The organism is Cypionkella sp. (assembly GCF_030652235.1).
Lineage (GTDB): Bacteria > Pseudomonadota > Alphaproteobacteria > Rhodobacterales > Rhodobacteraceae > Cypionkella.
The window spans coordinates 45,216-66,591 of record NZ_JAUSBA010000035.1 but is presented as its reverse complement, the minus strand read 5'-3'; the positions used below and the strand labels follow the sequence as shown (position 1 = coordinate 66,591).

The 21,376-nt window shown below is 60.2% G+C and carries 24 protein-coding genes; 12 read left to right on the top strand and 12 right to left on the bottom strand.

Annotated features, from left to right (window positions below; genetic code table 11):
* Window position 1 precedes the first annotated feature (1 nt).
* Both Q7V03_RS12665 and Q7V03_RS12660 read left to right on the top strand, forming a co-directional pair.
* Window positions 2-913: an FAD:protein FMN transferase gene (locus tag Q7V03_RS12665; RefSeq protein WP_304925955.1), complete on the top strand. Its 912-nt coding sequence runs from the start codon at window positions 2-4 to the stop codon at window positions 911-913.
* Between the two features lie 49 nt (window positions 914-962).
* The gene (locus tag Q7V03_RS12660; RefSeq protein WP_304925954.1) at window positions 963-1,370 is read left to right on the top strand and encodes a cytochrome c family protein; all 408 of its coding nucleotides are present in this window, start codon (window positions 963-965) and stop codon (window positions 1,368-1,370) included.
* A gap of 700 nt (window positions 1,371-2,070) precedes the next feature.
* Here the strand turns inward: Q7V03_RS12660 and Q7V03_RS12655 are convergent.
* The 7 genes from Q7V03_RS12655 to Q7V03_RS12625 all read right to left on the bottom strand — a co-directional run bounded on the left by Q7V03_RS12655 (window position 2,071) and on the right by Q7V03_RS12625 (window position 7,787).
* Window positions 2,071-3,183, bottom strand: a complete 1,113-nt coding sequence (locus tag Q7V03_RS12655; protein WP_304925953.1) for a PLP-dependent cysteine synthase family protein — start codon at window positions 3,181-3,183, stop codon at window positions 2,071-2,073.
* 1 nt (window position 3,184) lies between these two features.
* Window positions 3,185-3,568: a Rid family detoxifying hydrolase gene (locus Q7V03_RS12650; RefSeq protein WP_304925952.1), complete on the bottom strand. Its 384-nt coding sequence runs from the start codon at window positions 3,566-3,568 to the stop codon at window positions 3,185-3,187.
* A 96-nt stretch (window positions 3,569-3,664) separates the two neighbouring features.
* Window positions 3,665-4,354 (bottom strand): amino acid ABC transporter permease, encoded by a 690-nt coding sequence (locus Q7V03_RS12645; RefSeq protein ID WP_304925951.1) that lies wholly within the window; start codon window positions 4,352-4,354, stop codon window positions 3,665-3,667.
* 16 nt (window positions 4,355-4,370) lie between these two features.
* Entirely contained in the window at window positions 4,371-5,078 is a 708-nt protein-coding gene (locus Q7V03_RS12640; protein ID WP_304925950.1) for an amino acid ABC transporter permease, read from the bottom strand.
* A 57-nt stretch (window positions 5,079-5,135) separates the two neighbouring features.
* Window positions 5,136-5,972 (bottom strand): transporter substrate-binding domain-containing protein, encoded by an 837-nt coding sequence (locus Q7V03_RS12635; protein ID WP_304925949.1) that lies wholly within the window; start codon window positions 5,970-5,972, stop codon window positions 5,136-5,138.
* 14 nt (window positions 5,973-5,986) lie between these two features.
* A complete protein-coding gene (locus Q7V03_RS12630; protein WP_304925948.1) occupies window positions 5,987-6,727 on the bottom strand; it encodes an amino acid ABC transporter ATP-binding protein in 741 nt (246 codons plus the stop codon).
* A 28-nt stretch (window positions 6,728-6,755) separates the two neighbouring features.
* Window positions 6,756-7,787 (bottom strand): uroporphyrinogen decarboxylase family protein, encoded by a 1,032-nt coding sequence (locus Q7V03_RS12625; protein ID WP_304925947.1) that lies wholly within the window; start codon window positions 7,785-7,787, stop codon window positions 6,756-6,758.
* 117 nt (window positions 7,788-7,904) lie between these two features.
* Here Q7V03_RS12625 and Q7V03_RS12620 point away from each other — a divergent pair, with 117 nt between their 5' ends.
* The 7 genes from Q7V03_RS12620 to Q7V03_RS12590 all read left to right on the top strand — a co-directional run bounded on the left by Q7V03_RS12620 (window position 7,905) and on the right by Q7V03_RS12590 (window position 15,179).
* Window positions 7,905-8,828 (top strand): LysR family transcriptional regulator, encoded by a 924-nt coding sequence (locus tag Q7V03_RS12620; protein ID WP_304925946.1) that lies wholly within the window; start codon window positions 7,905-7,907, stop codon window positions 8,826-8,828.
* 186 nt (window positions 8,829-9,014) lie between these two features.
* Window positions 9,015-10,574, top strand: coding sequence for an ABC transporter substrate-binding protein (locus tag Q7V03_RS12615; RefSeq protein WP_304925945.1), 1,560 nt, complete (start codon window positions 9,015-9,017; stop codon window positions 10,572-10,574).
* Window positions 10,575-10,597: 23 nt separating this feature from the next.
* A complete protein-coding gene (locus Q7V03_RS12610) occupies window positions 10,598-11,539 on the top strand; it encodes an ABC transporter permease (protein ID WP_304925944.1) in 942 nt (313 codons plus the stop codon).
* A 17-nt stretch (window positions 11,540-11,556) separates the two neighbouring features.
* Window positions 11,557-12,456, top strand: coding sequence for an ABC transporter permease (locus Q7V03_RS12605; protein ID WP_304925943.1), 900 nt, complete (start codon window positions 11,557-11,559; stop codon window positions 12,454-12,456).
* Entirely contained in the window at window positions 12,453-13,460 is a 1,008-nt protein-coding gene (locus Q7V03_RS12600; RefSeq protein WP_304925942.1) for an ABC transporter ATP-binding protein, read from the top strand. Before Q7V03_RS12605 ends, Q7V03_RS12600 begins: the two co-directional genes overlap by 4 nt.
* Window positions 13,453-14,445 (top strand): oligopeptide/dipeptide ABC transporter ATP-binding protein, encoded by a 993-nt coding sequence (locus tag Q7V03_RS12595; protein WP_304925941.1) that lies wholly within the window; start codon window positions 13,453-13,455, stop codon window positions 14,443-14,445. Before Q7V03_RS12600 ends, Q7V03_RS12595 begins: the two co-directional genes overlap by 8 nt.
* Window positions 14,445-15,179, top strand: a complete 735-nt coding sequence (locus tag Q7V03_RS12590) for a UTRA domain-containing protein (RefSeq protein ID WP_304925940.1) — start codon at window positions 14,445-14,447, stop codon at window positions 15,177-15,179. Before Q7V03_RS12595 ends, Q7V03_RS12590 begins: the two co-directional genes overlap by 1 nt.
* A 105-nt stretch (window positions 15,180-15,284) precedes the next feature.
* On the opposite strand, the gene Q7V03_RS12585 is transcribed toward Q7V03_RS12590, so the two are convergent.
* The 3 genes from Q7V03_RS12585 to Q7V03_RS12575 all read right to left on the bottom strand — a co-directional run bounded on the left by Q7V03_RS12585 (window position 15,285) and on the right by Q7V03_RS12575 (window position 17,297).
* Window positions 15,285-16,148, bottom strand: a complete 864-nt coding sequence (locus Q7V03_RS12585) for a hypothetical protein (protein WP_304925939.1) — start codon at window positions 16,146-16,148, stop codon at window positions 15,285-15,287.
* 16 nt (window positions 16,149-16,164) lie between these two features.
* Window positions 16,165-16,839, bottom strand: coding sequence for a HupE/UreJ family protein (locus Q7V03_RS12580; protein ID WP_370651120.1), 675 nt, complete (start codon window positions 16,837-16,839; stop codon window positions 16,165-16,167).
* Window positions 16,840-16,940: 101 nt separating this feature from the next.
* Window positions 16,941-17,297, bottom strand: a complete 357-nt coding sequence (locus tag Q7V03_RS12575; RefSeq protein ID WP_304925937.1) for a hypothetical protein — start codon at window positions 17,295-17,297, stop codon at window positions 16,941-16,943.
* A 221-nt stretch (window positions 17,298-17,518) separates the two neighbouring features.
* Here Q7V03_RS12575 and Q7V03_RS12570 point away from each other — a divergent pair, with 221 nt between their 5' ends.
* The 3 genes from Q7V03_RS12570 to Q7V03_RS12560 are packed head-to-tail and all read left to right on the top strand — an operon-like array spanning window position 17,519 to window position 20,480.
* Complete coding sequence (locus tag Q7V03_RS12570) at window positions 17,519-17,797, top strand: metal-sensing transcriptional repressor (RefSeq protein WP_304925936.1); 279 nt, start codon at window positions 17,519-17,521, stop codon at window positions 17,795-17,797.
* A gap of 7 nt (window positions 17,798-17,804) precedes the next feature.
* The gene (locus tag Q7V03_RS12565; RefSeq protein ID WP_304925935.1) at window positions 17,805-19,151 is read left to right on the top strand and encodes a cation diffusion facilitator family transporter; all 1,347 of its coding nucleotides are present in this window, start codon (window positions 17,805-17,807) and stop codon (window positions 19,149-19,151) included.
* A gap of 24 nt (window positions 19,152-19,175) precedes the next feature.
* A complete protein-coding gene (locus tag Q7V03_RS12560; protein ID WP_304925934.1) occupies window positions 19,176-20,480 on the top strand; it encodes an MFS transporter in 1,305 nt (434 codons plus the stop codon).
* A 36-nt stretch (window positions 20,481-20,516) separates the two neighbouring features.
* Here the strand turns inward: Q7V03_RS12560 and Q7V03_RS12555 are convergent, their stop codons facing one another.
* Together Q7V03_RS12555 and Q7V03_RS12550 are read right to left on the bottom strand one after the other, a co-directional pair.
* Window positions 20,517-20,852 carry a YnfA family protein gene (locus Q7V03_RS12555; RefSeq protein ID WP_304925933.1) on the bottom strand — a complete coding sequence of 112 codons (336 nt, stop codon included), beginning with the start codon at window positions 20,850-20,852 and terminating at the stop codon, window positions 20,517-20,519.
* Window positions 20,849-21,289, bottom strand: a complete 441-nt coding sequence (locus tag Q7V03_RS12550; protein WP_304925932.1) for a helix-turn-helix domain-containing protein — start codon at window positions 21,287-21,289, stop codon at window positions 20,849-20,851. The genes Q7V03_RS12555 and Q7V03_RS12550 overlap by 4 nt, the downstream gene beginning before the upstream one ends.
* Window positions 21,290-21,376 lie beyond the last annotated feature (87 nt).

The window sequence follows — 21,376 nt, the reverse complement described above, 5'->3', positions numbered from 1 at the left end:
AATGCCCAAAATGAACCGCCGCCGCTTTTTGACCTTATCTGCCGCTGCCGCCTTTCCGCTGCCTGCGCGCGCCCGCGCAGTGGAAATAACTCAATGGCATGGCACGGCCTTAGGAGCGGAGGCGGCTATTTATCTGCAGCACCCGGATGCTGATGTCATCATTTCTCGTGCCGTGGCCGAAATTGATCGGTTGGAAAGTGTTTTCAGCCTCTATCGAACCGACTCAACCCTCTCGCAATTGAACCTCACAAGCAGGCTGCAAGCCCCGCCATTCGAGCTTTTGGAATGCTTGGCGCAATGTGGTCGCGTTCATACCGCAACACAGGGGTTGTTTGATCCAACAATCCAACCACTTTGGCAGCTTTATGCCACAAGCTTTGATGCAGGGCATGCTCCTGCGCAGGAACAGATTGCAGCAACGTTACCTCTGATCGACTTTTCGCGTATCGCCTATGACAGCGATACTGTCATCCTCCCCGCCGGAATGGCATTGACCCTCAACGGCGTGGCGCAGGGCTTCATCGCAGACAAAGTCGCGGACTTGTTGGCCGCAGAGGGCCTGACCGATATTCTGATTAATACCGGAGAGTTTCGCGCCCTTGGCCAAATGCCAGGCGCTGCGGGTTGGCCTGTCAAGCTGACCACCGGCGGCGAGGTCAGCCTGGTATCGCGCGCGTTGGCGACCTCATCGCCATTGGGGACCTTCTTTGATCGAGATGGGACCGTGGGGCATATCCTTAGTCCGCTCGACGGAATACCTTCTATCGCAATATGGAGTTCTGTTTCTATCAGCGCCGCTTCTGCAGCCCTTGCAGATGCGCTTTCCACCGCCGCCTGTCTTATGCCCGACAGGGTTGCGATCCAGGCATCACTTGCCAACTTCCAAGACGCCCGGATTGAGGCGCTTGTTTAATCCTACCATCACATCTGCATCCAACCAATCAAACCAAACGGAGACTATGATGAAAACCACGATCATGACACTCAGCCTATTGATGCTTGCCGCTCCTGTTTTTGCAGAGGGCGATACGGCGAAGGGCGAAGATATCTTCAAACGTTGCAAGGCCTGCCACTCGATTATCGCCCCGGACGGAACAGCTCTACAAAAGGGCGGCAAGACTGGACCGAACTTGTTCGGCATCATCGGGCGCGTTGTCGGAAGCGATCCGGATTTCAAATATGGGGACGCGATGCAAGCCGTCGCTGCCAAGAGCCTTGTCTGGGATGAGGCCGCAGTGGCTGCCTATGTCACTGACCCGACCGCTTGGTTGAAAGAGCAAAGCGGTGATGAAAAGGCCGTGGCCAAGATGACCTTCAAGCTACCGAAGGGTGGCGATGACATCGCGGCCTACCTAGCATCTAACAAGTAAACCACCGGTGCTGAAAACGATAGTCTGCGGCGTCTCAGTCTTAGTGCGGGGGCAATATTGGGAGCGTGAGCATTTACACGCCCCTCGAGATTTGGCACCAGCCAGGATATTCGCCCCTGCAAAATTGGCTCTAACGGCAGTGTGACAGAGGGATCCACCACAAATTAAGTCGCCCTTCGCCTTCGATCATTCCAAATGGCGCGATCGAAGGCGCAGTCGCTGGGATTTCACTTTTAGTCATGACTTTCTGAAGGTTGCGAACTCTGGTCTATTTGGAAGCTAGCTCATCCCTAGTTAGTGAGCCATTTTGGCGGAACTGGCAGTCGATCCCAGTTGCTGCTTCAACGACTTTCCCAAAAGGCTTTAGATAGATTCGACAGTCCGCAATGGGCCTACTTCGACTACGGCGACCGGCGCGACGCAAGGGGCGGAGAGCGGCCAGTGGACCGCGCGGTAGCGTAAGCGCATGATTCAGAAACAGCGGCCGTTTGGCGTGACGCCCCCCGTCGCGCCATTTTGCTAAGTCGATCCAAAAGGGAACTTGAGCGACTATGGCGAACAGGCTTCGAAATTTCTTTGGTTGGGGGCCGCGCGGTTCTAGACATCTTCTTCATCATTGATCGCCGCGATAATGGTTCTGACAACTTCCAGCGTCAGAATACCCGTGCCAAAGATTAATCTGGGCGAAGTCGGTTCCGCCCTACGCAGTCAGACTGCGGCCGTTATCTAGGAAATCCTCTATACGCGCGCGCCACGGCGCGATGTCGAGTTTCTGCTGCGCCAACCAATCGTCGTTGAAACAGGTGGCGGCGTAGCGTTCGCCGCTGTCGCAAATCAGTGTGACCAAAGCCCCGGTCCGCCCCTCGCGCTGCATCTGAGCTGCGATGGCGAGCACGCCATAGAAATTGGTTCCCGTCGAGCCGCCGACCCTGCGGAACAACCGTTCCGACAGCACGCGGGCAGCTGCGAAAGAGGCGGCATCCGGCACGCGGATCATGTGATCAATCACGCCGGGGATGAAGGATGGCTCGACTCGCGGTCGGCCAATGCCCTCGATCCGGCTGCCCGAGGCCGTGACGCTTGCATCGCCGCTGCGCCATGCTTCGTAGAACGCCGAACCTTCGACATCCACCACGCAGAGCCGGGTGTCGAGATTGCGGTAGCGAATATAGCGACCGATGGTGGCCGATGTGCCGCCGGTGCCCGCGCTCATCACCACCCAGTCCGGCACCGGCTCAGCTTCGGCCTGCATCTGTTCAAAGATGCTTTGCGCGATGTTGTTGTTGCCGCGCCAATCGGTTGCGCGTTCGGCATTGGTGAACTGATCAAGGTAATGCCCGCCGGTCTCGCGCGCCAGTTGTTCGGCCACCGCGTAAACCTCGCCCGCGTGATCGACGAAATGACATTCCCCGCCAAATTGCCGGATCGCCGCAACCTTCGGGTGGCTGGTCGAGCGCGGCATGACCGCAATGAACTTCATCCCCAGCAGATGCGCAAAATAGGCTTCTGAAACCGCGGTAGAGCCGGACGAGGCCTCGATCAGCGTGGTGTCGGGCCTGATGCGGCCATTGCAGATGCCATAGAGGAATAATGACCGCGCAAGCCGGTGTTTGAGGCTGCCGGTGGGATGGGTGCTTTCATCTTTGAAATAGATCGAGATCCCCGGCAAGCCTTTGAAAACTGGCTTGATCATATGGGTATCGGCCGAGCGGCGGGCATCGGCCAACAGCAGCTCAATCGCATGGCGGCCCCAGTCGCGCGCCGGGTCTGCGCCCGAGGGCAGAATTTCGGTGAAGCAGTGGTCGGACATCATCTCAGGCTCCTGCAAGGGCGATCACGGCGTCAACTTCGATCTGCGCGCCTTTGGGCAGGCCCGATACCTCGAATGTAGCGCGCGCCGGATAGGGGGCAGTAAACGCCTCGGCATAGGCTGCGTTGATCTCGGCAAAGCGAGACAGATCGCGAACAAGGATCGTGGTCTTGACGGTGTGGCGCAGATCGGTGCCTGCGGCCACCGCAATCGCCGCGATGTTCTTCAGGCATTGCCGCATCTGGTCCACCGGGTCTTCTGACGGGAAGGCTCCGGTTTCCGGGTCGATCGGCAGTTGTCCCGACACGAAAAGCAGGCCGTTGATGGCGATGGCTTGAGAATAGGGGCCAATGGCGGCGGGGGCCGTCTGGGTGGAGATGGGTGTCATGCGCGCGTTCTTTCGGTAAAGATGTTGCGCGGGGGCATTGCGGCCCCCGCGATCTTGTTCACTTGGCCGCCCTGCGGAAGGGCGGCAATCCCGGTATCACCAGACCCGCAGCGAACGCTCCAGCATATCGGCCCCTCGAGTGATCGTGTAGGAAATCGTCATGTAGACGACCACCGCCACCACGAAGGCTTCCAAGTAGTAATAGTTCAGCGCCGCCGTCAGCTGGGCTTGGGCGAAGATATCCACCACCGAAATCGCAAACCCCAAGGACAGAGCTTTCATCGTCACCATCAGCGAGGTTGCAAGGTCTGGGATTGCCGCAACCACGATCTGCGGCAACAGGATGCGGCGTGACATCTGGATATTTGTGTAGCCCAGCGAATGTGCCGCATCTGCCTGCCCGGTGTCGAACGAGTTCAGTGCGCCTTTGATCACCTCGGCCTGAAAAGCGGCAAGGCAACCGACAAGCGCGATGATCAATAGAACCCAGCTTGGCGTAGCATAGCCGTTGATTTCGAGCCCGACCAAGGAAGCAATGAACTCGAATGCCGGGGGCAAGCCGAAATAGGCAAGGAAGATCGCGATCACCATCGGGACGCCCTTGAAGAACACTTTATAGGCAATGACCAGTTCGCGCAGAACCGGGATCCGCCGGTGCTCGATCAGCGTGAAGACGCTGCCTAGGATGGTTGCGAACACGAAGATCGTGACCGCCATGGCGATGGTTCTTGGCACCACGGTCAGGATGCTCAAGAGATCCGGGAGTAGTATGCCGAAGTTAAACATGTGCTTTCCCCATTGCTCAGACGCTTGCCGTCAAGCTGAATTTGGCCGGCTTGTTGGACAAGGTGTAGATCGACGCGCGGTTCTCGAAGAAGCGGATGATCATCCAGGCAATCAAGCACAGCAACGAATAGAAAACCGCCAGCAGCAGATAGGTTTCGAACTGATACTGGTTGAAATCGCGCGCCATGATCAGGTGGGCAGTGGCCATCACGTCAGCGGCCCCGATATACATGATCAGGGCGACGTTGTGGATCAGGTAGATGATGGAATTGCCATAGCCGGGCAAGGCGATATGCACGGCTTGCGGTCCGACCACTCGGGCAATCTTTTGCTGGAACGTGTAGCCTAGGCTGTCAGCGGCGTCATGTTGTCCGCGATCAACCGCCAGATAAGCAGGCCGCATCACCTCGGAAAGATAGCCGCCGTGATACAGGCTAAGACCCACCATCGCCGCCAGATTGGCCGATAAAAAGTCTTCGATGCCAAACGCGCCGACCAGAACGGGAAGGCCGTAGAACGCGATGAACAGTTGCAGCACGACGGGCACGCTGCGAGCATAAGAGACATAGAGGTCGGCGAGGGTGCTGATCAACAGCACCCTGCGAACCCGGAATGTCGTGGTAAGCAAGGCCAGACAAAAGCCAGCAGCAAGGGCCACAAACATGATCGCAAGCGTCAGTGGCAGTGCCTCAAGCAGTTCTGGAATCATTGTTGAGACATTCATCTCAAAACACTCCTTTTGGCAGATTTCGGGTTCGGATGATGCACGGTGCTGACCCGGTTATTTCATATAGCGGGCAACATCTTCGCCGAACCATTTTTGCGAAATCTGGTCCAGCGTGCCATCGGCCTTCAACTCTGCCAGCACACGATCCACATCTGCAAGAAGCACCGCATTCTCTTCCGACTTGCCGATCAAGATATAGGTGTTGTTCGAGGCCACCGGCTCGGAAGCCACCAGATCAAGCTTCTGGTTCTCGATGACTTCTTTCTGGCCAAGGTTCGACGGCAAGATCAGCGCATCGCTTTTGCCGTTGTTGACTTCCTGCATACGGTTCGGGAAGGGAATACCCGCGCTTGAGGTCGCAACATCCAGCACGAAATCGGGGTTTTCTTCCTGCCATTTGGTAACGAAGCGGAACACGCCGCCGCCAGCGGTGACGGGCACGATCCGCTTGCCGACAAGGTCTTTCATTTCATTGATGCCGCTGCCCTTAAGCGAATAGATCCGCATCGTGCTGACGCCCAGCGGGGTGGTCGGGATATAGAACTGCTCGGCGCGGGCATCGGATTTGTAATACCCGCCGGTCACCATGTCATACTTGCCGGTGACAAGGCCGGTTTCCTGCGCGATGTCGGCGGCCCCTTCCATCTCGAACTTGTATTGCGGCAGTTTGGCGTTGATCGCTTTCAACACATCGGGTTCATAGCCTTGCGGTTCGACCCCAAGCGCGCCCCACGACAATGGCCGCGATTCCGCCGCCGTCGCGATGTGGATGGTGCGGACCGCGCCATCGGTGCTTTGCGCATAAGCGCTGCCCGAGGTCATGGCGGCGGCAAGACCTGCGGCGAAAGCGAAGCCGAGGCGGGTCTGATGCAGGGATTTGAGCGTGAGCATGGGAGTGTCCTTTCCTATTGGGTTTCAAGTTCGGTGCTGAGAAATTGGGCAAGGCGGGGGTTTGCGGGCGCATCAAACATCTCGGACGGGCTGCCTTCAGCCGCGACCACGCCAGCGTCCATAAAGACGATCCGGTTTGAGATGTTCTTTGCGAACTGCATCTCGTGGGTCACAAGGATTGAGGTGATGCCCGACGAGGTCACGTCCTTGATCACCTTCAGAACCTCGCCAACCAGTTCGGGATCCAGCGATGAGGTCGGTTCGTCAAACAGCATAACATCGGGGCGAACCGCCAAAGCGCGCGCGATGCCGGTGCGCTGGAGTTGTCCACCCGAAAGCTGGGCAGGATATTGATCTTTCTTCGCCGAAAGGCCGACGCGATCCAACTCCATCAGCGCGATCTCGCGAGCCTCGTCTTGCGATTTGCGCTGCACCACAACCAATGGGTCCATGACGTTCTGCAGCACGGTCATGTTCTTGAAGACGTTGAACTGTTGGAAAACCATCGCGGTGCGCAGCCGGATCGCCTGGATCGTCGCCTTGTCGGGGCGGGCATAGTCCATGCGGATCTGGTCGAAATCGATGGTGCCAGAGGTCGGCTTCACCAGATAGTTGATGCACTTCAGCAAGGTTGTCTTGCCGGTCCCGCTGGGGCCGATGATCGAGACGACATCCCCGCGCTTCACCGAGAAGTTCACGCCGTTGAGGATTTGCGAAGTCCCATATGACAGCTTGAGATTTTTGAGTTCGAGCATTCCTTTTCCTTCCTGTTGATTTATTGTTTTATTGGACGACCTGCCTGATTTTCTCAGTTTGGCATGTTTCCGAAGGGGTTTGGCCGCGCACGATCTCCCGCATGGCGTGGATGGTGGCTGGGTCGAACCCGGCGCGGACCGTGCAGCTTGGCGTGACAATCAGGTCGCCAACGCTTTCCATCGCCTGCAACGCGGTTTGGATCTGCCGCCGCATGGCAGGAATATCATTCGCCGTGATCGAGCGGCGGTCGACCCCGCCCACCACAGCTTTCCCAGATGTTAGCGCGCCACCATACATGCTGGGCAAAGTCTCCCAGCTGTGCCAGCTCATCGCGTGCACCGGATAATCCTGTAACTCACGAAACCGGATGCGGTCGCCGTGAATATGCAAGACATTGAAGCGGGCCGCAGAAACCGCCGCGAGCACTTCGATATCATAGGGGGCTACGAACTCGCTGAAGTGATCGTGCGACAGCAGACCACGGCTGGTATCTTGATGCGCGAAAAACAAGCCGTCGGCCCCCGCGTCAACCGCCGCCTTACCATAGGCCTGCATCAGAGCAGTCAGACGCCCCAGCACCTGATGGATCACGGCACGATCACCACCCTCGGCGATCTGTCCGTGGATGCGGCCCTGGCTCAGCTTGGCGGCAATCGTCATCGGGCTGAAAATCGTAAAAATGATCGGAGTGTGCGGCAGCGCCCGGCGCACCATCCGCAACGAGTCGATCTCACGCGCAAACGCCCCCTTGGTGATGTCCACGTCGGCCAAAGAACCCCAGTCCGCGATGCTCTGGAACGGCGTGGAGACGATGCGCGAGACCCCGCCGCGCCGAACCTCCGAGAAATCAATCTCCAGACCAAAATCCTCGACCGCATACATGCCGTTCGGCGCGGTCTTGACCAGATCAAGGTCGAAGTCGCGCTGCAGCGCAATCGTGGCCTGCGCCAGCCGCTCGGCATCCAGATCATCATAGGGAAAGTGCGTCCAGAACGAGAACAGCGGGCCACGTTCAGCGCGACTGCCAAAGAGGTTTTTGATGGCTTGGCTATACTGCAAAGCACTTCCTTCCATACTGCACAAGTTTCAGTAAGAAGAAGACTAGACTCATGCCTGCTATCGTAACAATATTATGTCACGATAACATCCATAGCGTTTGACGATAGGACATGCACGATGCGGCTTGAACAGCTCAGGTTATTCACCGCCGCCGCTGAATGTGGAAGTATCTCGGAAGCCGCCCGACAGGTGCATCTTGTGCAACCTGCATTTTCAGCACAAATCAAGGCGTTAGAGCATGATCTTGGCGTTATGCTGTTAGAGCGCAACGCCCGGGGAGTCACCCTAACACCCGCGGGGCGCAAGCTGTATGACGGCGCGCTTGCGCTGTTCCGGCATGTCGATCAGGTGCGCCATGAAACGTTGACCGCGGGCAGCGATCTGTCGGGGGAAGTGCGGATCGTGCTTGCAAGTTCGCTGGCACCGACGCTGTCGGGGCGAATCTTTGTTGCAGCTCTCGCCGCATATCCCAACATCCGATTAAGCATTCTGGATCTGCTGCGGATTGCCAGCGTCGATCTGATCACCTCGCGCCAGGTCGATTTCGGACTTCTGCCAAATGCCACCACACTGAACGGCGCCATCACCGAACCCGTTCTGCTGCAGGAACTTTACCTGGTGGGGCGTGAAATTCCCGGTGTGGTAGGCGACACCATTCCGTTTCGGTCGCTGCAAAAATATCCGCTTGTGATGGGGGGACGTGGCAACCAGCTGCGCATTGACCTTGAAAACACCGCTGCGCGCGCGGGCTATCGCATCAATATTGTGTCCGAGCAGGAGTCACTGTCGGTCTACCGTAGCATCATTCTGAACGGGGCTTATTTCACCGTCGTGCCTTATTCAGCCTATGCCCCCGAGATCAAAGCCGGAAGCCTTCTGGCCGCGCGCATTGTCGAGCCGACCGTCGAGCGCACCAGCTACTTCGCGTGGCATGAGTTTTCCGAACTGTCCCGCCCCGCGCGCGCTGTGATGGACCTGCTGAGAGTGTGCATTGCGGAAATGATCGAACTGGAACAATTGCGTGGCCGACTGCTGGGTTGATCGGGCTGGTTTGTGTACGCAACACCGTCTGATTCTGACGCTTTGTTTGCGAGGAGCCCCGAAAATACTGTCAGAAATCCATGCCGCTCACCATGGCCCCGCGGCTTTGCGCTCTCTGATTTAATATCTATACAATATTAAATCCCCTGCTAATCTGTACCAAAATATACCAAGAGGGGATCTGCCATGATGAAGCTTCAACGTCGGTCTTTCCTTGCCGCGACGGCAGGGCTTACGTTTCTTTCTGCCTTTCCGCGCATGGTGTTGGCGGATGGCCACGACATGCTGAAAGTCGCCATCGCGGCAGAGACGGGCGATCTGGATTTGTTGCAGAACGTCTCTACCCTGTCGTCGTACACGGTGGTGTTCGATGCGCTGATCCATTACGGCCCCGGCGGTGTGCTTGAACCCGGGCTGGCGACCGCATGGACAGTGGCAGATGATGGCCTTTCGATCAGTTTTGATCTGCGCGAGGGGGTGACTTTCTCGGATGGCACGCAGTTTGATGCCGATGCTGCCGAATGGAACCTGAAACGCTGGATGGGCGTGGCCGATTTCTCATGGATCGGGATTTCAGCGGCGTTTGGCAGCATCATCAAGGATGCGCCGAATAAGATCACCGTTACGCTGACCCGACCGGTTGCGGCGGCGCTGCTGGAATTGACCATCGTGCGCCCGGTGCGCTTCCTGTCGCCGAAGGCCGCCGATGCCGATGGCAAACAAACCGCGCCGATTGGCACTGGCCCATGGATCGTGGAAAGCTATGCCAGCGACAAAACCGTGCTGGTGCGCAACGATGCCTATTGGGGCGAAAAGCCCAGCTTTGCGCGGATGGAACTGCTGGTGGTGCCGGATGAATTGGCCCGCGCCAATGGGCTTCGCGCTGGTGATCTGGATGTGATCGGTGGCGATTGGGTGGCCCCGTTGTCACCGCGCCGCGCGAGTGCGCTGAAAACTGATGGCATGACCGTGGTGGCCGAACCCGGCACGGCGACGACGATCCTCGGCTATTCGCCGAAATCGCCGATGATGCAGGATAAAGCCGTGCGCGATGCGATCTTTATCGGCGTCGACCGCGCAGCGATTGCCGCCGTGCTGTTTGAGGGCTACGCCGACCCGACTGTGAACATCTTCCCGACCACGGTGCCCACGGCGGGCACACGCGGCGAGGTTCCGATGCGCGACGTGGCGGCAGCGCAGGCTGCCCTGACGGCAGGCGGTTGGGCAGGCGATGCCAGCGGTTTCACCAAAGATGGCGCGCCGCTGCTGATCGACTTTCTGGTGTCGGACGAGTCGTTCCCCGGTTCGCGCCGGATTGCCGAGATGATCCAGGGGCAACTGATGGAGATCGGCATTCAGTGCAACATCTCGTCGGTGGACAATGCCACGATGCACGACCGCCGCCCGAAATTTGAATATGACCTGACCTTCTTTGCCACCTATGGCGCGCCTTATGATCCGCATGGCTCGCTTGGCGCTTCGTTCGTGACGGCGGCGGATACCGGGCCGGATGGCAAGATTTATGTCTCGGACGATCTGGACAAGGTGGTTCTGGCCGCACTCGATGCAGGCGGCGAGGCGCGCGAACCGGCGATGCAGGCGGTTTATGATTGGATCAGCGCCAACACCGCCGCCTGCCCCTTGGTGGTCAGTCAGCGCATCTGGGCGGTTAATCCGCGCCTCAAAGGCTTTGGCCTGCCCGCCACCGATTACGACCTGCCGTTCAAGGGCATCACACTGGGCTAAGCCGCAACCGGAGGGCAAGACTGATGCAACGCATGTTCATGCGGCGGACGGGGCTTGCCCTGCTGCTGATGCTGGCGGCCACCGCGCTGACGTTTGCGCTGGTGTCCGCTGCACCGGGTAACGTCGCCGCCCTGATCGCCGAACGGGCGGCAGGTGCAGGGGCCGATGGTGAGATGATCGCCAAGATCGCCAATGATCTGGGCCTGAACGACCCGCTGCCGGTGCGCTATCTGCGCTGGCTGGGGGATGCCGTGCAGGGCGATTTCGGGGTCAGCTTGCGCACAGGCAAGCCGATGTCCGAGGAATTTGCTGCCCGTATCCCGAAAACGCTGGCTTTGCTTGCGGGGGGCGGTGTGCTGGCGCTGGCGTTGTCTTTGGTGATGGGGCTGGCGGGGGCGGTGTCGAATGGCGGCATCGTGGACAAGCTGTTGCACGGGCTGGCGCTGGTTGGGGCCTCGACCCCGAACTTCTTTGTCGCAGCCATGCTGGTGATCGTGTTCTCGGTGATGCTGGGCTGGGTGCCGACCTTTGGTGTCTCCGGCTTTACCTCGTGGCTGTTGCCATGGATCACCATTGCGCTGTTTCCCGGCTCGGTGCTGGCGCGCGTGGTGCGGGTGAACCTGCAAGAGGCGATGTCGCGCCCGTTTGCCACCACGGGTTTTGCCAAGGGCCTGACGCGCCGCGCCGTACTGCTGCGTGAGGCGCTGCCGAATATCCTGATCCCCTACATGACCACCTTCGGCGCACAGTTCACCCTGATGATGATCGGCGCGATTGTGGTCGAACGGGTGTTCGGGCTGAACGGTATAGGGGCTTTTTTCATCGAGGCGATCCGCTTTCGCGACTTTATCGGCATGCAGGCGGTGCTGATGTTGTTCGTGGTGTTCTTCGTGTCAGTCAACCTGATCGTCGATATTGCCGCTATGCTGGCCGATCCGCGCCTGCGCCGGCCAAGAAAAGCATAATGGGAAAGGCATAAGCGATGAAAAACTGGCCTTGGCTGATCCTGACCCCCGCCATTATCTTCGTGCTGATCGGGCTGTTCGCACCCTTCTTGATGACGCATGACCCGACGGTGCAAGACTACAAAGCGATCCTTTCGCCAGCCTCGTGGTCGCACTGGCTTGGCACCGACTACCTTGGCCGCGACATGTATAGCCGCATCATCGGTGGCGCGCGCACCTCGCTGGTGGCGATGGTGTTCGTGCTGCTGGCGGCACTGGTGATCGGCGTGGTGATCGGCTCTTTCGCGGGCTATGTCGGCGGGCGCACCGAGTTGGTGCTGATCTCGATCATCGACATCGCGCTTGCCCTGCCCAGCCTGATCATCGCGCTGGCCTTGATCGGGGTGTTTTCCGGCGCAAGCTGGTCGTGGATGAGCGATTATTGGAAGATGATCATCGCTCTGACATTGGCGTGGTGGGCGAACTATGCGCGGATGAGCCGTGCGGTTGTGGTGGCCGAATTACAGCAACCTTACATCGAGGCGGCGCGGGTGATGGGTGCCAGCCACATGTGGATCTTCACCAAACACATCCTGCCGCATGTGCTGGGGCTGGTGGTGGTTTACGCCTCCGCCGATGCCGGAGCCTTGGTTTTGGCGATTGCGACGCTGTCCTTCCTTGGTCTTGGCGTCGCCCCGCCCACCCCGGAATGGGGGCAAATGCTGGTCGATGGTATGAGCTATATTGAGGAATTCCCGAGCCTTGTGATCATCCCCGGTCTGGCGCTGACGGCGGTTGTGGTCAGCTTTAACCTGCTTGGCGAGGCGTTTGCGCTGCAAAAGGTGCCAAAGGCCGTGCGAGGCGGGCTGCTGCGGCGCAAAAAAGCCACGCGGGCTGCTGAGGAAACCGCTCGTGCAGCGACGGAGGCAAAAGTATGAACGCGCCAGTTTACGCGGTCGAAAATTTGGTGATCGACCTTTATACGCCCTCTGTGTCGGTGCGTGCAGTGGATGGGGCCAGTTTCCATGTCTCCCCCGGCGAAACATTGGCCATCGTGGGTGAAAGTGGCTCTGGCAAGACGGTGATGACGCTCGGGCCGCTGGGTTTGATGCCCGAAGGCGTCGCGGTTGATCTGCGCGGAACCGCGCGGGCCGATGGGCGCGATATCCTGACCCTCTCGCCTTCTGAACTCTCGGCCCTGCGCGGCGGTTTCTTTGGCGTGATCTTCCAAGACCCGATGAGCGCTCTGAATCCGATGCTGAAAATCGGCCCGCAACTGGCCAGCCAAGCGCAGAAATATGCGGGCCTGTCGGCGGAGGCCGCGCGCAAGGAAGCGGTGTCGCTGCTAGCCCGTTCCGGCATCCCCGACCCCGAGGATCGCTACGACCGCTATCCGCATGAGTTGTCGGGCGGGATGCTGCAACGTGCGATGATTGCGCTGGCACTGGCCGCCCGGCCAAGGGTGCTGATCGCGGATGAGCCGACAACGGCGCTTGATGCGACCGTGCAGGCACAGATATTGGCACTGATCCGGACGATCCAAAAAGAGGACGGCATCGCAGTGGTGCTGATCACCCATGACATCGGCGCGGTGTCGGTCTTGGCCGACCGGGTGATCGTGCTCTACGCGGGTCAGATTGCCGAGGAAGGCACCGCCATTCAGGTGCTGACCGCCCCGGTGCATCCCTATACGCGCGGGCTGCTGGCGTCGGTGCCCGATTTCCGCTCGGAGAGTGCGACGGGGACGAAGGAAATTCCCGGCATTCCGCCCAATCAGGCGCAACTGATGCCCGGCTGCCGCTTTGCCGACCGTTGCGACATGGTGCAAGCCACCTGTCACAGCCACCGCCCGCGCCTGCAAACCGTGGGTTTGGGTGACGTGCCTCACCGCGTGGCCTGCCCGGTTGTTATTGCTGCGGAAGGGATCGTGACCCATGACTGATGTGAAACAGGCTGATCCCCCCGCCATCGAGGCACAGGGGCTGAAAGTGCACTTCCAGACCGCTGCCGGACTTGTCCGCGCGGTAGATGGCGTCGATTTGACCATCCCCAAGGGCGCGTTCCACGGCATCGTCGGCGAATCCGGTTGCGGCAAGACCACGCTTGCGCGGGCGATCATCGGGTTGCAACACGCCACCGAAGGCACAGTCCAGATCAACGGGCGCGACCGCGCCGACTGGCAAAAGCAAGACCGCAAGGGCTTTGCCCGCGCCGTGCAGTTCATTTTCCAAGACCCGCTGGGGTCGATGAGCCGCCGTCAGACCGTGGGCCAGACGCTGGAGGAACCGCTGCTGATCCATAGCATCGGCAACGCATCCGAGCGCAAACAGCGCCTTGCGGAACTGCTGGACCTCGTGGCGCTGCCTGCAACTGTGCTGGACCGTATCCCGCGCTCGCTATCGGGCGGTCAGCGGCAGCGCGTGTCCATTGCCCGCGCGCTCGCCCTGAACCCCTCGCTGCTGATCTGTGACGAGCCGCTGTCGGCGCTGGATGTTTCGGTCCGCGCACAGATCGTCAACCTGTTCGCGCGGTTGCAAGCACAGCTTGGCTTGACTATCGTGATCGTGGCGCATGACTTGGCAATCGTGCGCGAGGTCTGCTCAGAGGTGACGGTGATGTATTTGGGTCGGGTAGCGGAACAGGGTGTGACCAAGCCGGTGTTTGCCGATCCCGCGCATCCCTATACGCAGGCGCTTCTGTCCGCCGTTCCCTCCCCCGATCCACGCATTGAGGCCCCCCGCCCACGCATCCTGCTGGCTGGCGATCCGCCCAGCCCACGCAACCCGCCGCCCGGCTGCCGGTTTTCCACCCGCTGCCCGGTGGTCGAACCGCAGTGCCGTGTCACGGAACCGCAGTTGCGCCCCGTTGCCCATTCCGGCCAAGCCGCCTGCCACCTTGCAGCAGCGGAAAGCCATGCTGTGATCTGATGCACGACCACGCACCCGACCATCGCCCGCAGACCCTGCACGCCCGTATCAGGGTCGAGATCGAGGCCCGCATACTGTCCGGCGAATGGCCGCCGGGGCACAGGATTCCGCCTGAAACCGAACTGGTCGCCACCTATGGCTGCTCACGGATGACAGTGAACAAGGCTATGTCCTCGCTGGCCGCCGAAGGTCTGATCTTGCGCAACCGCCGCGCGGGTACGGTGGTGGCGCGGCCGCGTATCCATTCTGCCATTCTCAACATTCCAGATATCCGCGCCAAAGTCGAGGAACGGGGAGCCACCTATGGCTATCTTGCCTTGACCGACGAGCTGCGACCTCCCTGCTGCGTGCATCTTGGGTCCGAAGGCCACCATCTGGGGCGCAGCCGTTTCATCCGCTCTGTGCACTCCAGCGACGCATTGCCTGTGATGCTGGAGGACCGGCATATCTTTCTCGATGCTGTGCCGCAAGCCGAACGCGCCGATTTCCGGGCCGAGCCGCCAGGCACCTGGCTGGTGGCACATGTGCCATGGACCGAGGCAGAGCATCGCATTGCGGCGATTGCAGCGGAACCGCTGATGGCGCGCACGCTGGAAATTGCAGTCGGCGCGCCCTGCCTGCTGGTTGAACGCCGCACGTGGCGGGGGACCGAGACGGTGACCATCGTGCGGCAGGTATTCCGCGGCGATGCCTTCGATCTGATCGCCCGGTTTGGTCCGAATTCGGAGCGTTGAGGGCGTCCACTGCCTTGTCATGTTGACGCAGTGTCGTGTTGTCATAACATATTGATCAGATCGGGGGCTACTCCTTGCCTCCGACCTGATGACTTCAGCGGGCGGTCACTCGACTTCTATCATCTGAGAATACACACCGCCCACCCGCAGCGTCACTGTCACCGGGGCCTCTCCTCGATTGCGCCAGAACCAGCCATGGTTGCCCGCAAAGGGGGCGGCCATGGTGCCATCCTGTCCAGGCGCTGCGCGACCATCCTCGAACCGGACTTCGTTTGCGCCACCATCGTCACCGTGCTGGGTATAGTTCACCCCGCCACCTTCGGAGACCCATTCAAAGTTGGCCACATCACCTGCGGCCATCACCAGCTTGATTTCCTTGGCCTCCGAAGGCGCGAGTGTGAACACCATCTCATCCCGCCATGCCGCAGCGTCGCCCGCATCCACAGGTAGCGCTGCCGCCTCTGGTCCAATGGCCGCGGGTTCAGCATCGGGCACGGGAGCGATGCTGGCCACAGCTTCGGGCATCGCCTCCGCCTGAGCGACCGAAGCGGTTGCAATGTCTGCGCCGATGACGGCTGCAATCTGTTGCAGCTGGGCGTCGATCCGGTCGAGGCGTGCCGCCACATCTCCGGGTTCCGCATTTTCCTCCGGTGCGGTTGCAATCTCCGTCGCCGCCGCGTCTTGGGCTGCCGCCTCGCCATAAAGCTGCTGCTTGATGTCGCCCATCTCGGTCAGGCCAAGAAGCCCCCCGACACCGGTCGGGTCGACCCCGTATTCGGCGGGCAGATAGAACAGGGTCAGGATCACAAGCGCCGCCCCCCCGGCGAAAAGCGTGCTGCGGACCAGCCCGCCAGAGGTTGCATCGACCCCCTGAATGTGACCGGCCCCGCCCTGTGGTGCGGCGTGGCGCGGCTCGGCACGAAGGGGCGTCAAGGGAGCTTTGTGGATATCGAAACGTTGAGGTTGCATGGAATATCTCCAATGTTCAGGCAAGGGCGAGGCCGGCGAGCTGATAACCCATCAGCACAAAGCCAGCCGTCATCATGACAATGTTCACGGCATAGGCCTGCCGCGCGAAAGACGGGGTGGTGCGCCAGCGATTCATTATGATCAGGATCGCGGAAAGGGCTATGATCTGCCCCACTTCGACGCCCACGTTAAATGCCAACAGGTTCGGCACCAGCCCGTCGGGCGAGATGTTGTAGTTGATAATCTTCGACGACAGACCAAACCCGTGCAGAAACCCGAAAATCAGCGTCGCGGCCTTGGTGTTGGGCTGGAACCCGAACCACAGCGGGAACGCCCCCAGATTGTCGAGAGCCTTGTAAACCACCGAAAACCCGATGATCGCGTCAATCACATAGCTGTTGATGCCGAAGTTGAAGTAGACGCCCGCCAGCATCGTGGTGGAGTGGCCGATAGCGAACAAGCTGACATAGCCCGCGATGTGCTTCATTCCGTAAAGGAAAAAGATCACCCCGAAAAGGAACAGGATATGGTCATATCCGGTCACCATGTGCTTGGCTCCCAGATACAGGAACGGGATGATCTTCACCCCAGTGACTTCCTGAATATAGCCCTTGTCGCCCAGAGTAACGGCATGGGCCAGGGCGGCTTCGGCCCAGAGCATAAGCAGCCCTGACAAGATCAGCAGAAACATCGCCTTATGGGACGATGCCCCCGCGACCCATCGGGTGCGTGGAAAATTTGTCATTGGTTTGTCCTTGATTGAGTGCAGCTATCGTCAGGGCCGAAGGCCGATCAGACGATGCTGTCTCTCGGTGGTCGCCTCAGCCCTGATGACACCAGAGTTCCCGCCGAAACATCGGAAATCCCGATATGCAATGCGCTGAACTCCGAAATGGCATCACTGCCTTGGGTTAGCACGACTTGCGTGGGGTGTTCATGATCGGTTGCGTCATGACCAACGCCAGTCTGACCCGGCTCGGGTTCGGGATGCGAATGGCCGTGTTGCAGAGGTTCGGCGGCCTGCACACTGTCTGACGGCAATCCGGGCCCATGCGTTGCAGCTATGATCATGGGCGCAACAATGAACGCGCAGAGCGTCAGCATGGCAAACACCCGCCGCATTGCTCCGCTGATCCATTCCACTGTCATTGCCCGCCGCCTCTTCGCTCCACGGCGTCTTCACTCGCACCGTTAAAGCCCTATCATCGCCCATCAGGGCCTCTTGGAGAGGAAAGTATCGAAAACCGTGGTCAAATGCAATCCGACGCGTATGTGCAATGGCCAGAATCTGCTGATGTGGCCGCAGTTTGTCAGGATGCGACAGAAATTGCTGCTTGAACTTATCCCCTCCAGGGGGATAGGTGTATTAAATGGCAGACTCAGCATCCCACACCTCCCACCCTGACATCATCAACCGCCTCAAACGGGCGGATGGTCACCTGAAATCAATCATCGAGATGCTGGAGGCGGGCCGTCCCTGCCTAGACGTGGCGCAGCAGTTGCAGGCGGTCGAGAAGGCCGTCGCTCAGGCCAAGAAGGCCCTGATCCACGATCACATCGACCATTGCTTGGAAGACATCACCGGCCCGCTGCCCCGTGACCAGCGCACCCAAGTCGAAGAATTCAAACTGATCACCAAATACCTGTGAGGCCAAAATGCGCGACGCGATTCTCGACTGGTTCGGCTTTGGCAAGAGCGGACAAAGTTTTGCCGGACATGGCCACCCCCATGGCGAGACCGAAGGTGGCCATGGTCACACCCACGGCGTGGTCGACGCAACGATTGCTACCACGTCGCGCGGGATCTGGGCAATCAAATGGTCGTTTGTCCTGCTGGCGCTCACGGCAGCGGCGCAGATCGTCATCGTGCTGATTTCCGGATCGGTCGCGCTGCTGGCCGACACGATCCACAACGTCGGCGATGCCGTCACTGCGATCCCGTTGTGGGTGGCCTTCATGCTCGCCCGCCGCAAACCGAGCCGCACTTTTACCTACGGATTGGGCAGGGTCGAAGACCTTGCTGGCCTGATCATCGTCGGGATCATCCTGTTCTCGGCACTGTTTGCAGGCTACGAATCCATCAACCGTCTGTTCAATCCGCAACCAATCACTTATCTAGGCTGGGTGATTGCCGCAGGCTTGATCGGTTTCATCGGCAACGAGGTGGTCGCAGTCTTCCGCATCCGCGTGGGGCGCGAAATCTCCAGCGCGGCCCTGATCGCCGATGGCTACCACGCCCGCACTGACGGCTTTACCAGCTTGGCCGTCGTGCTGGGGGCTATTGGGGTCTGGCTCGGCTTTCCACTTGCCGACCCGATTGTCGGCCTGCTGATTACGCTCGCCATCTTCGGCATCGTCTGGCAATCGGCGCGCTCCGTGCTGACGCGGATGCTGGACGGGGTGGAGCCGGGCATTTTGGACGAGATCGACCACGCTGCCGCACATGTGCCGGGCGTAATCGGCGTGCATGCGGTGCAGGCGCGCTGGCTCGGCCACAAACTTCATGCTGAAATGTCGGTGCATCTGGACGAGAAGGTGACAGTGGCCGAGGCGCAAGTCATCGTGGCTGCGATGAAGGCGGAACTGTTCGAGCATTTGCCGGTGCTGAGCCAAGTGAGCATCCGCATCGAGGCCCCTGCGAGCGGCGATCCTGTGGCCCGCCCCGTGGCCCACGGCCACCACCACGCGCCCGACCCCTTCGTGGTGGCCTGCGATCTGGCCGATGGCGTGTTGGAAATCGTTGACACGCCGCAGGGCGAGCGGATGCGCCTGACCATCACCCGCCACACCGAAGGGCTGTCGGCGATGGTGATCATCGACCGACCGACGGGCCCCGAAACCCTGTTCCTGCTGCCCGCGCCCGACGACCACCACTGCCTGCAAAGCGCCGATGCGCCTGCCGAGCCGCATCAATTTGACGCCCGCCTGGTGTTGCACGCCGGGGGCAAATCCCTTGACATAGTATTCCACATGGCCGAACCCGAAGGCCACGGCGAGCACTGACCTTTATCTCCGAAAGCAGACCCGATGCTCAGCGTTCTTGCCAACCGCACCTTCCGCCACCTGTTTGCCGCACAGGTGATTGCCCTTGTCGGCACCGGCCTTGCCACCGTTGCTCTTGGCCTGCTGGCATGGCAACTGGCGGGCAAGAATGCCGGACTGGTGCTGGGCACGGCGCTGGCGATCAAGATGATCGCCTATGTCACGCTGGCCCCGATTGCCGCCGCATTGGCCGAACGCCTGCCACGCCGCGCATTTCTGGTGACGCTGGACCTGATCCGCGCCGGCGTCGTGCTGTTTTTGCCGTTTGTGACCGAGGTCTGGCAAATTTATGTGCTGATCTTCTTCCTGCAAGCGGCATCGGCAGGCTTTACCCCGGCGTTTCAGGCGACGATCCCAGATGTTCTGCCTGAGGAGAAAGACTACACCAACGCGCTGTCGCTGCTGCGGTTGGCCGAAGATCTGGAACAACTGCTGAGCCCGATGCTGGCGGCAGCATTTTTGACCGTGGTCAGCTTTCCGGTATTGTTCGGAGGCACCGTGGCGGGATTTGTCGGGTCAGCCTTTCTGGTTGTCACCGTCACCCTTCCGGCCCGAACAGTATCGGAACCCGGTCACTTCTGGGCCTCGACCACCAAGGGCATCCGCATTTATCTGGCCACACCGCGCCTGCGTGGTTTGATGGTTATGGAAATGGCGGTCGCGGCGGCAGGCGCGATGATTTACGTCAACACGGTGGTGCTGGTGCAGGCCGGTCTGGGGTTGGGCGCACCGCAAGTGGCGCTGGCCTTTGCCGCGTTTGGTGCCGGGTCGATTGTCGCGGCATTCCTGCTTCCACGCATCCTTGAACGGATCCCGGACCGCCCGGTAATGATAACCGGCGCGGGTCTGATGGTGGCCGGGGTTGCCATCACGCCGCTAGCGACGGGGCTTGCCGGGCTGCTGCTGCTGTGGGCAGTTATCGGGTTCGGGTTTTCGTTCACACAAACTCCGATTGGCCGCATCCTGAACCGATCATCCCGTGAGGAAGATCGCCCGGCAGTGTTCGCCGCGCAATTTGCCCTGTCGCACGCGGCTTGGCTGGTGACCTATCCGCTGGCAGGCTGGCTTGGCGCGGCCTTCAGCCTGACCACCGCCGCCTTAGGTCTGGCAGCATTGGGCGCGGTTGCGATGATCGCGGTGATCCACCTTTGGCCCTCGCACGATCCGGTAGAGATCGTGCATGATCACCCGGATCTGGCCCCCGATCATCCGCACATGCGGGAACATGCAGTGGGCAATCGCCACGCGCTGGTGATCGACGGGTTGCACCGGCGATGGCCCAAGCTGTGAGAGGCGGTTGTCTGGAAGGCATCAAGATTTACGGCTTCACGCCCCCCGCGGCGCAAGCAGGATCACGGCGGCGCCCACCAACACAATGACCCCGCCGGTCAAATCCCAACGGTCGGGACGCTGGCCCTCGGCCAGCCACAACCAGACCAGCGAAGCGCAGACATAAACCCCACCATAAGCCGCATAGGATCGGCCCGCAAAATCAGCCTCCACCCGCGTCAATGCCCATGCAAAGACGGCAAGCGCCATCATGCCCGGCCCCAGCCATAGAGGCGAGCGGTCAAGCCGGGCCCAAGCCCAGAAGGCAAAGCACCCGGCAATCTCGGCCAGGGCGGCAAAGGCATACAGGCCCAACGTCGGCAGCGCGGTCATTCCGACACTTCGGCCAGATCGCGGCCATGGTCGGTGGTGCAATGCGCGTGGCTGCCTAGACATTCGATCACCCGGCAGTCGGCGACGCTGCCGCCCGCGCATTGCGTGATCATGCGTTCCAGTTCGGATTTCAGCGCCATCAGCCGCGCAATCCGGCCTTCAACGGCCAGAAGCTGCGCCTTGGCGATGCTGTCCACAGCTGCGCACGGCTGGTCGGGACGGTCCGACAAGCCCAGCAGATCGCGGATCGCGTCCAGCGGAAAGCCAAGATCGCGGGCGTGACGGATAAAGGCCAGCCGGTCGCGCGCCGCAGGTCCGTAAAGCCGCTGGTTGCCGGTGGACCGGCCCGCCTCGGGCAAAAGCCCGATCTGTTCATAATACCGGATGGTCGGCACCTTGACGCCTGCGGCCTCGCTCAACTTTCCGATGCTTAGCACGAAAAAACCTCTTGAACCTCTAGTTGCTAGAGAAGTTATACCCACGACTCGATGGATTCAAGCGCCGCCCTTTGGGTGGCCGAAAGG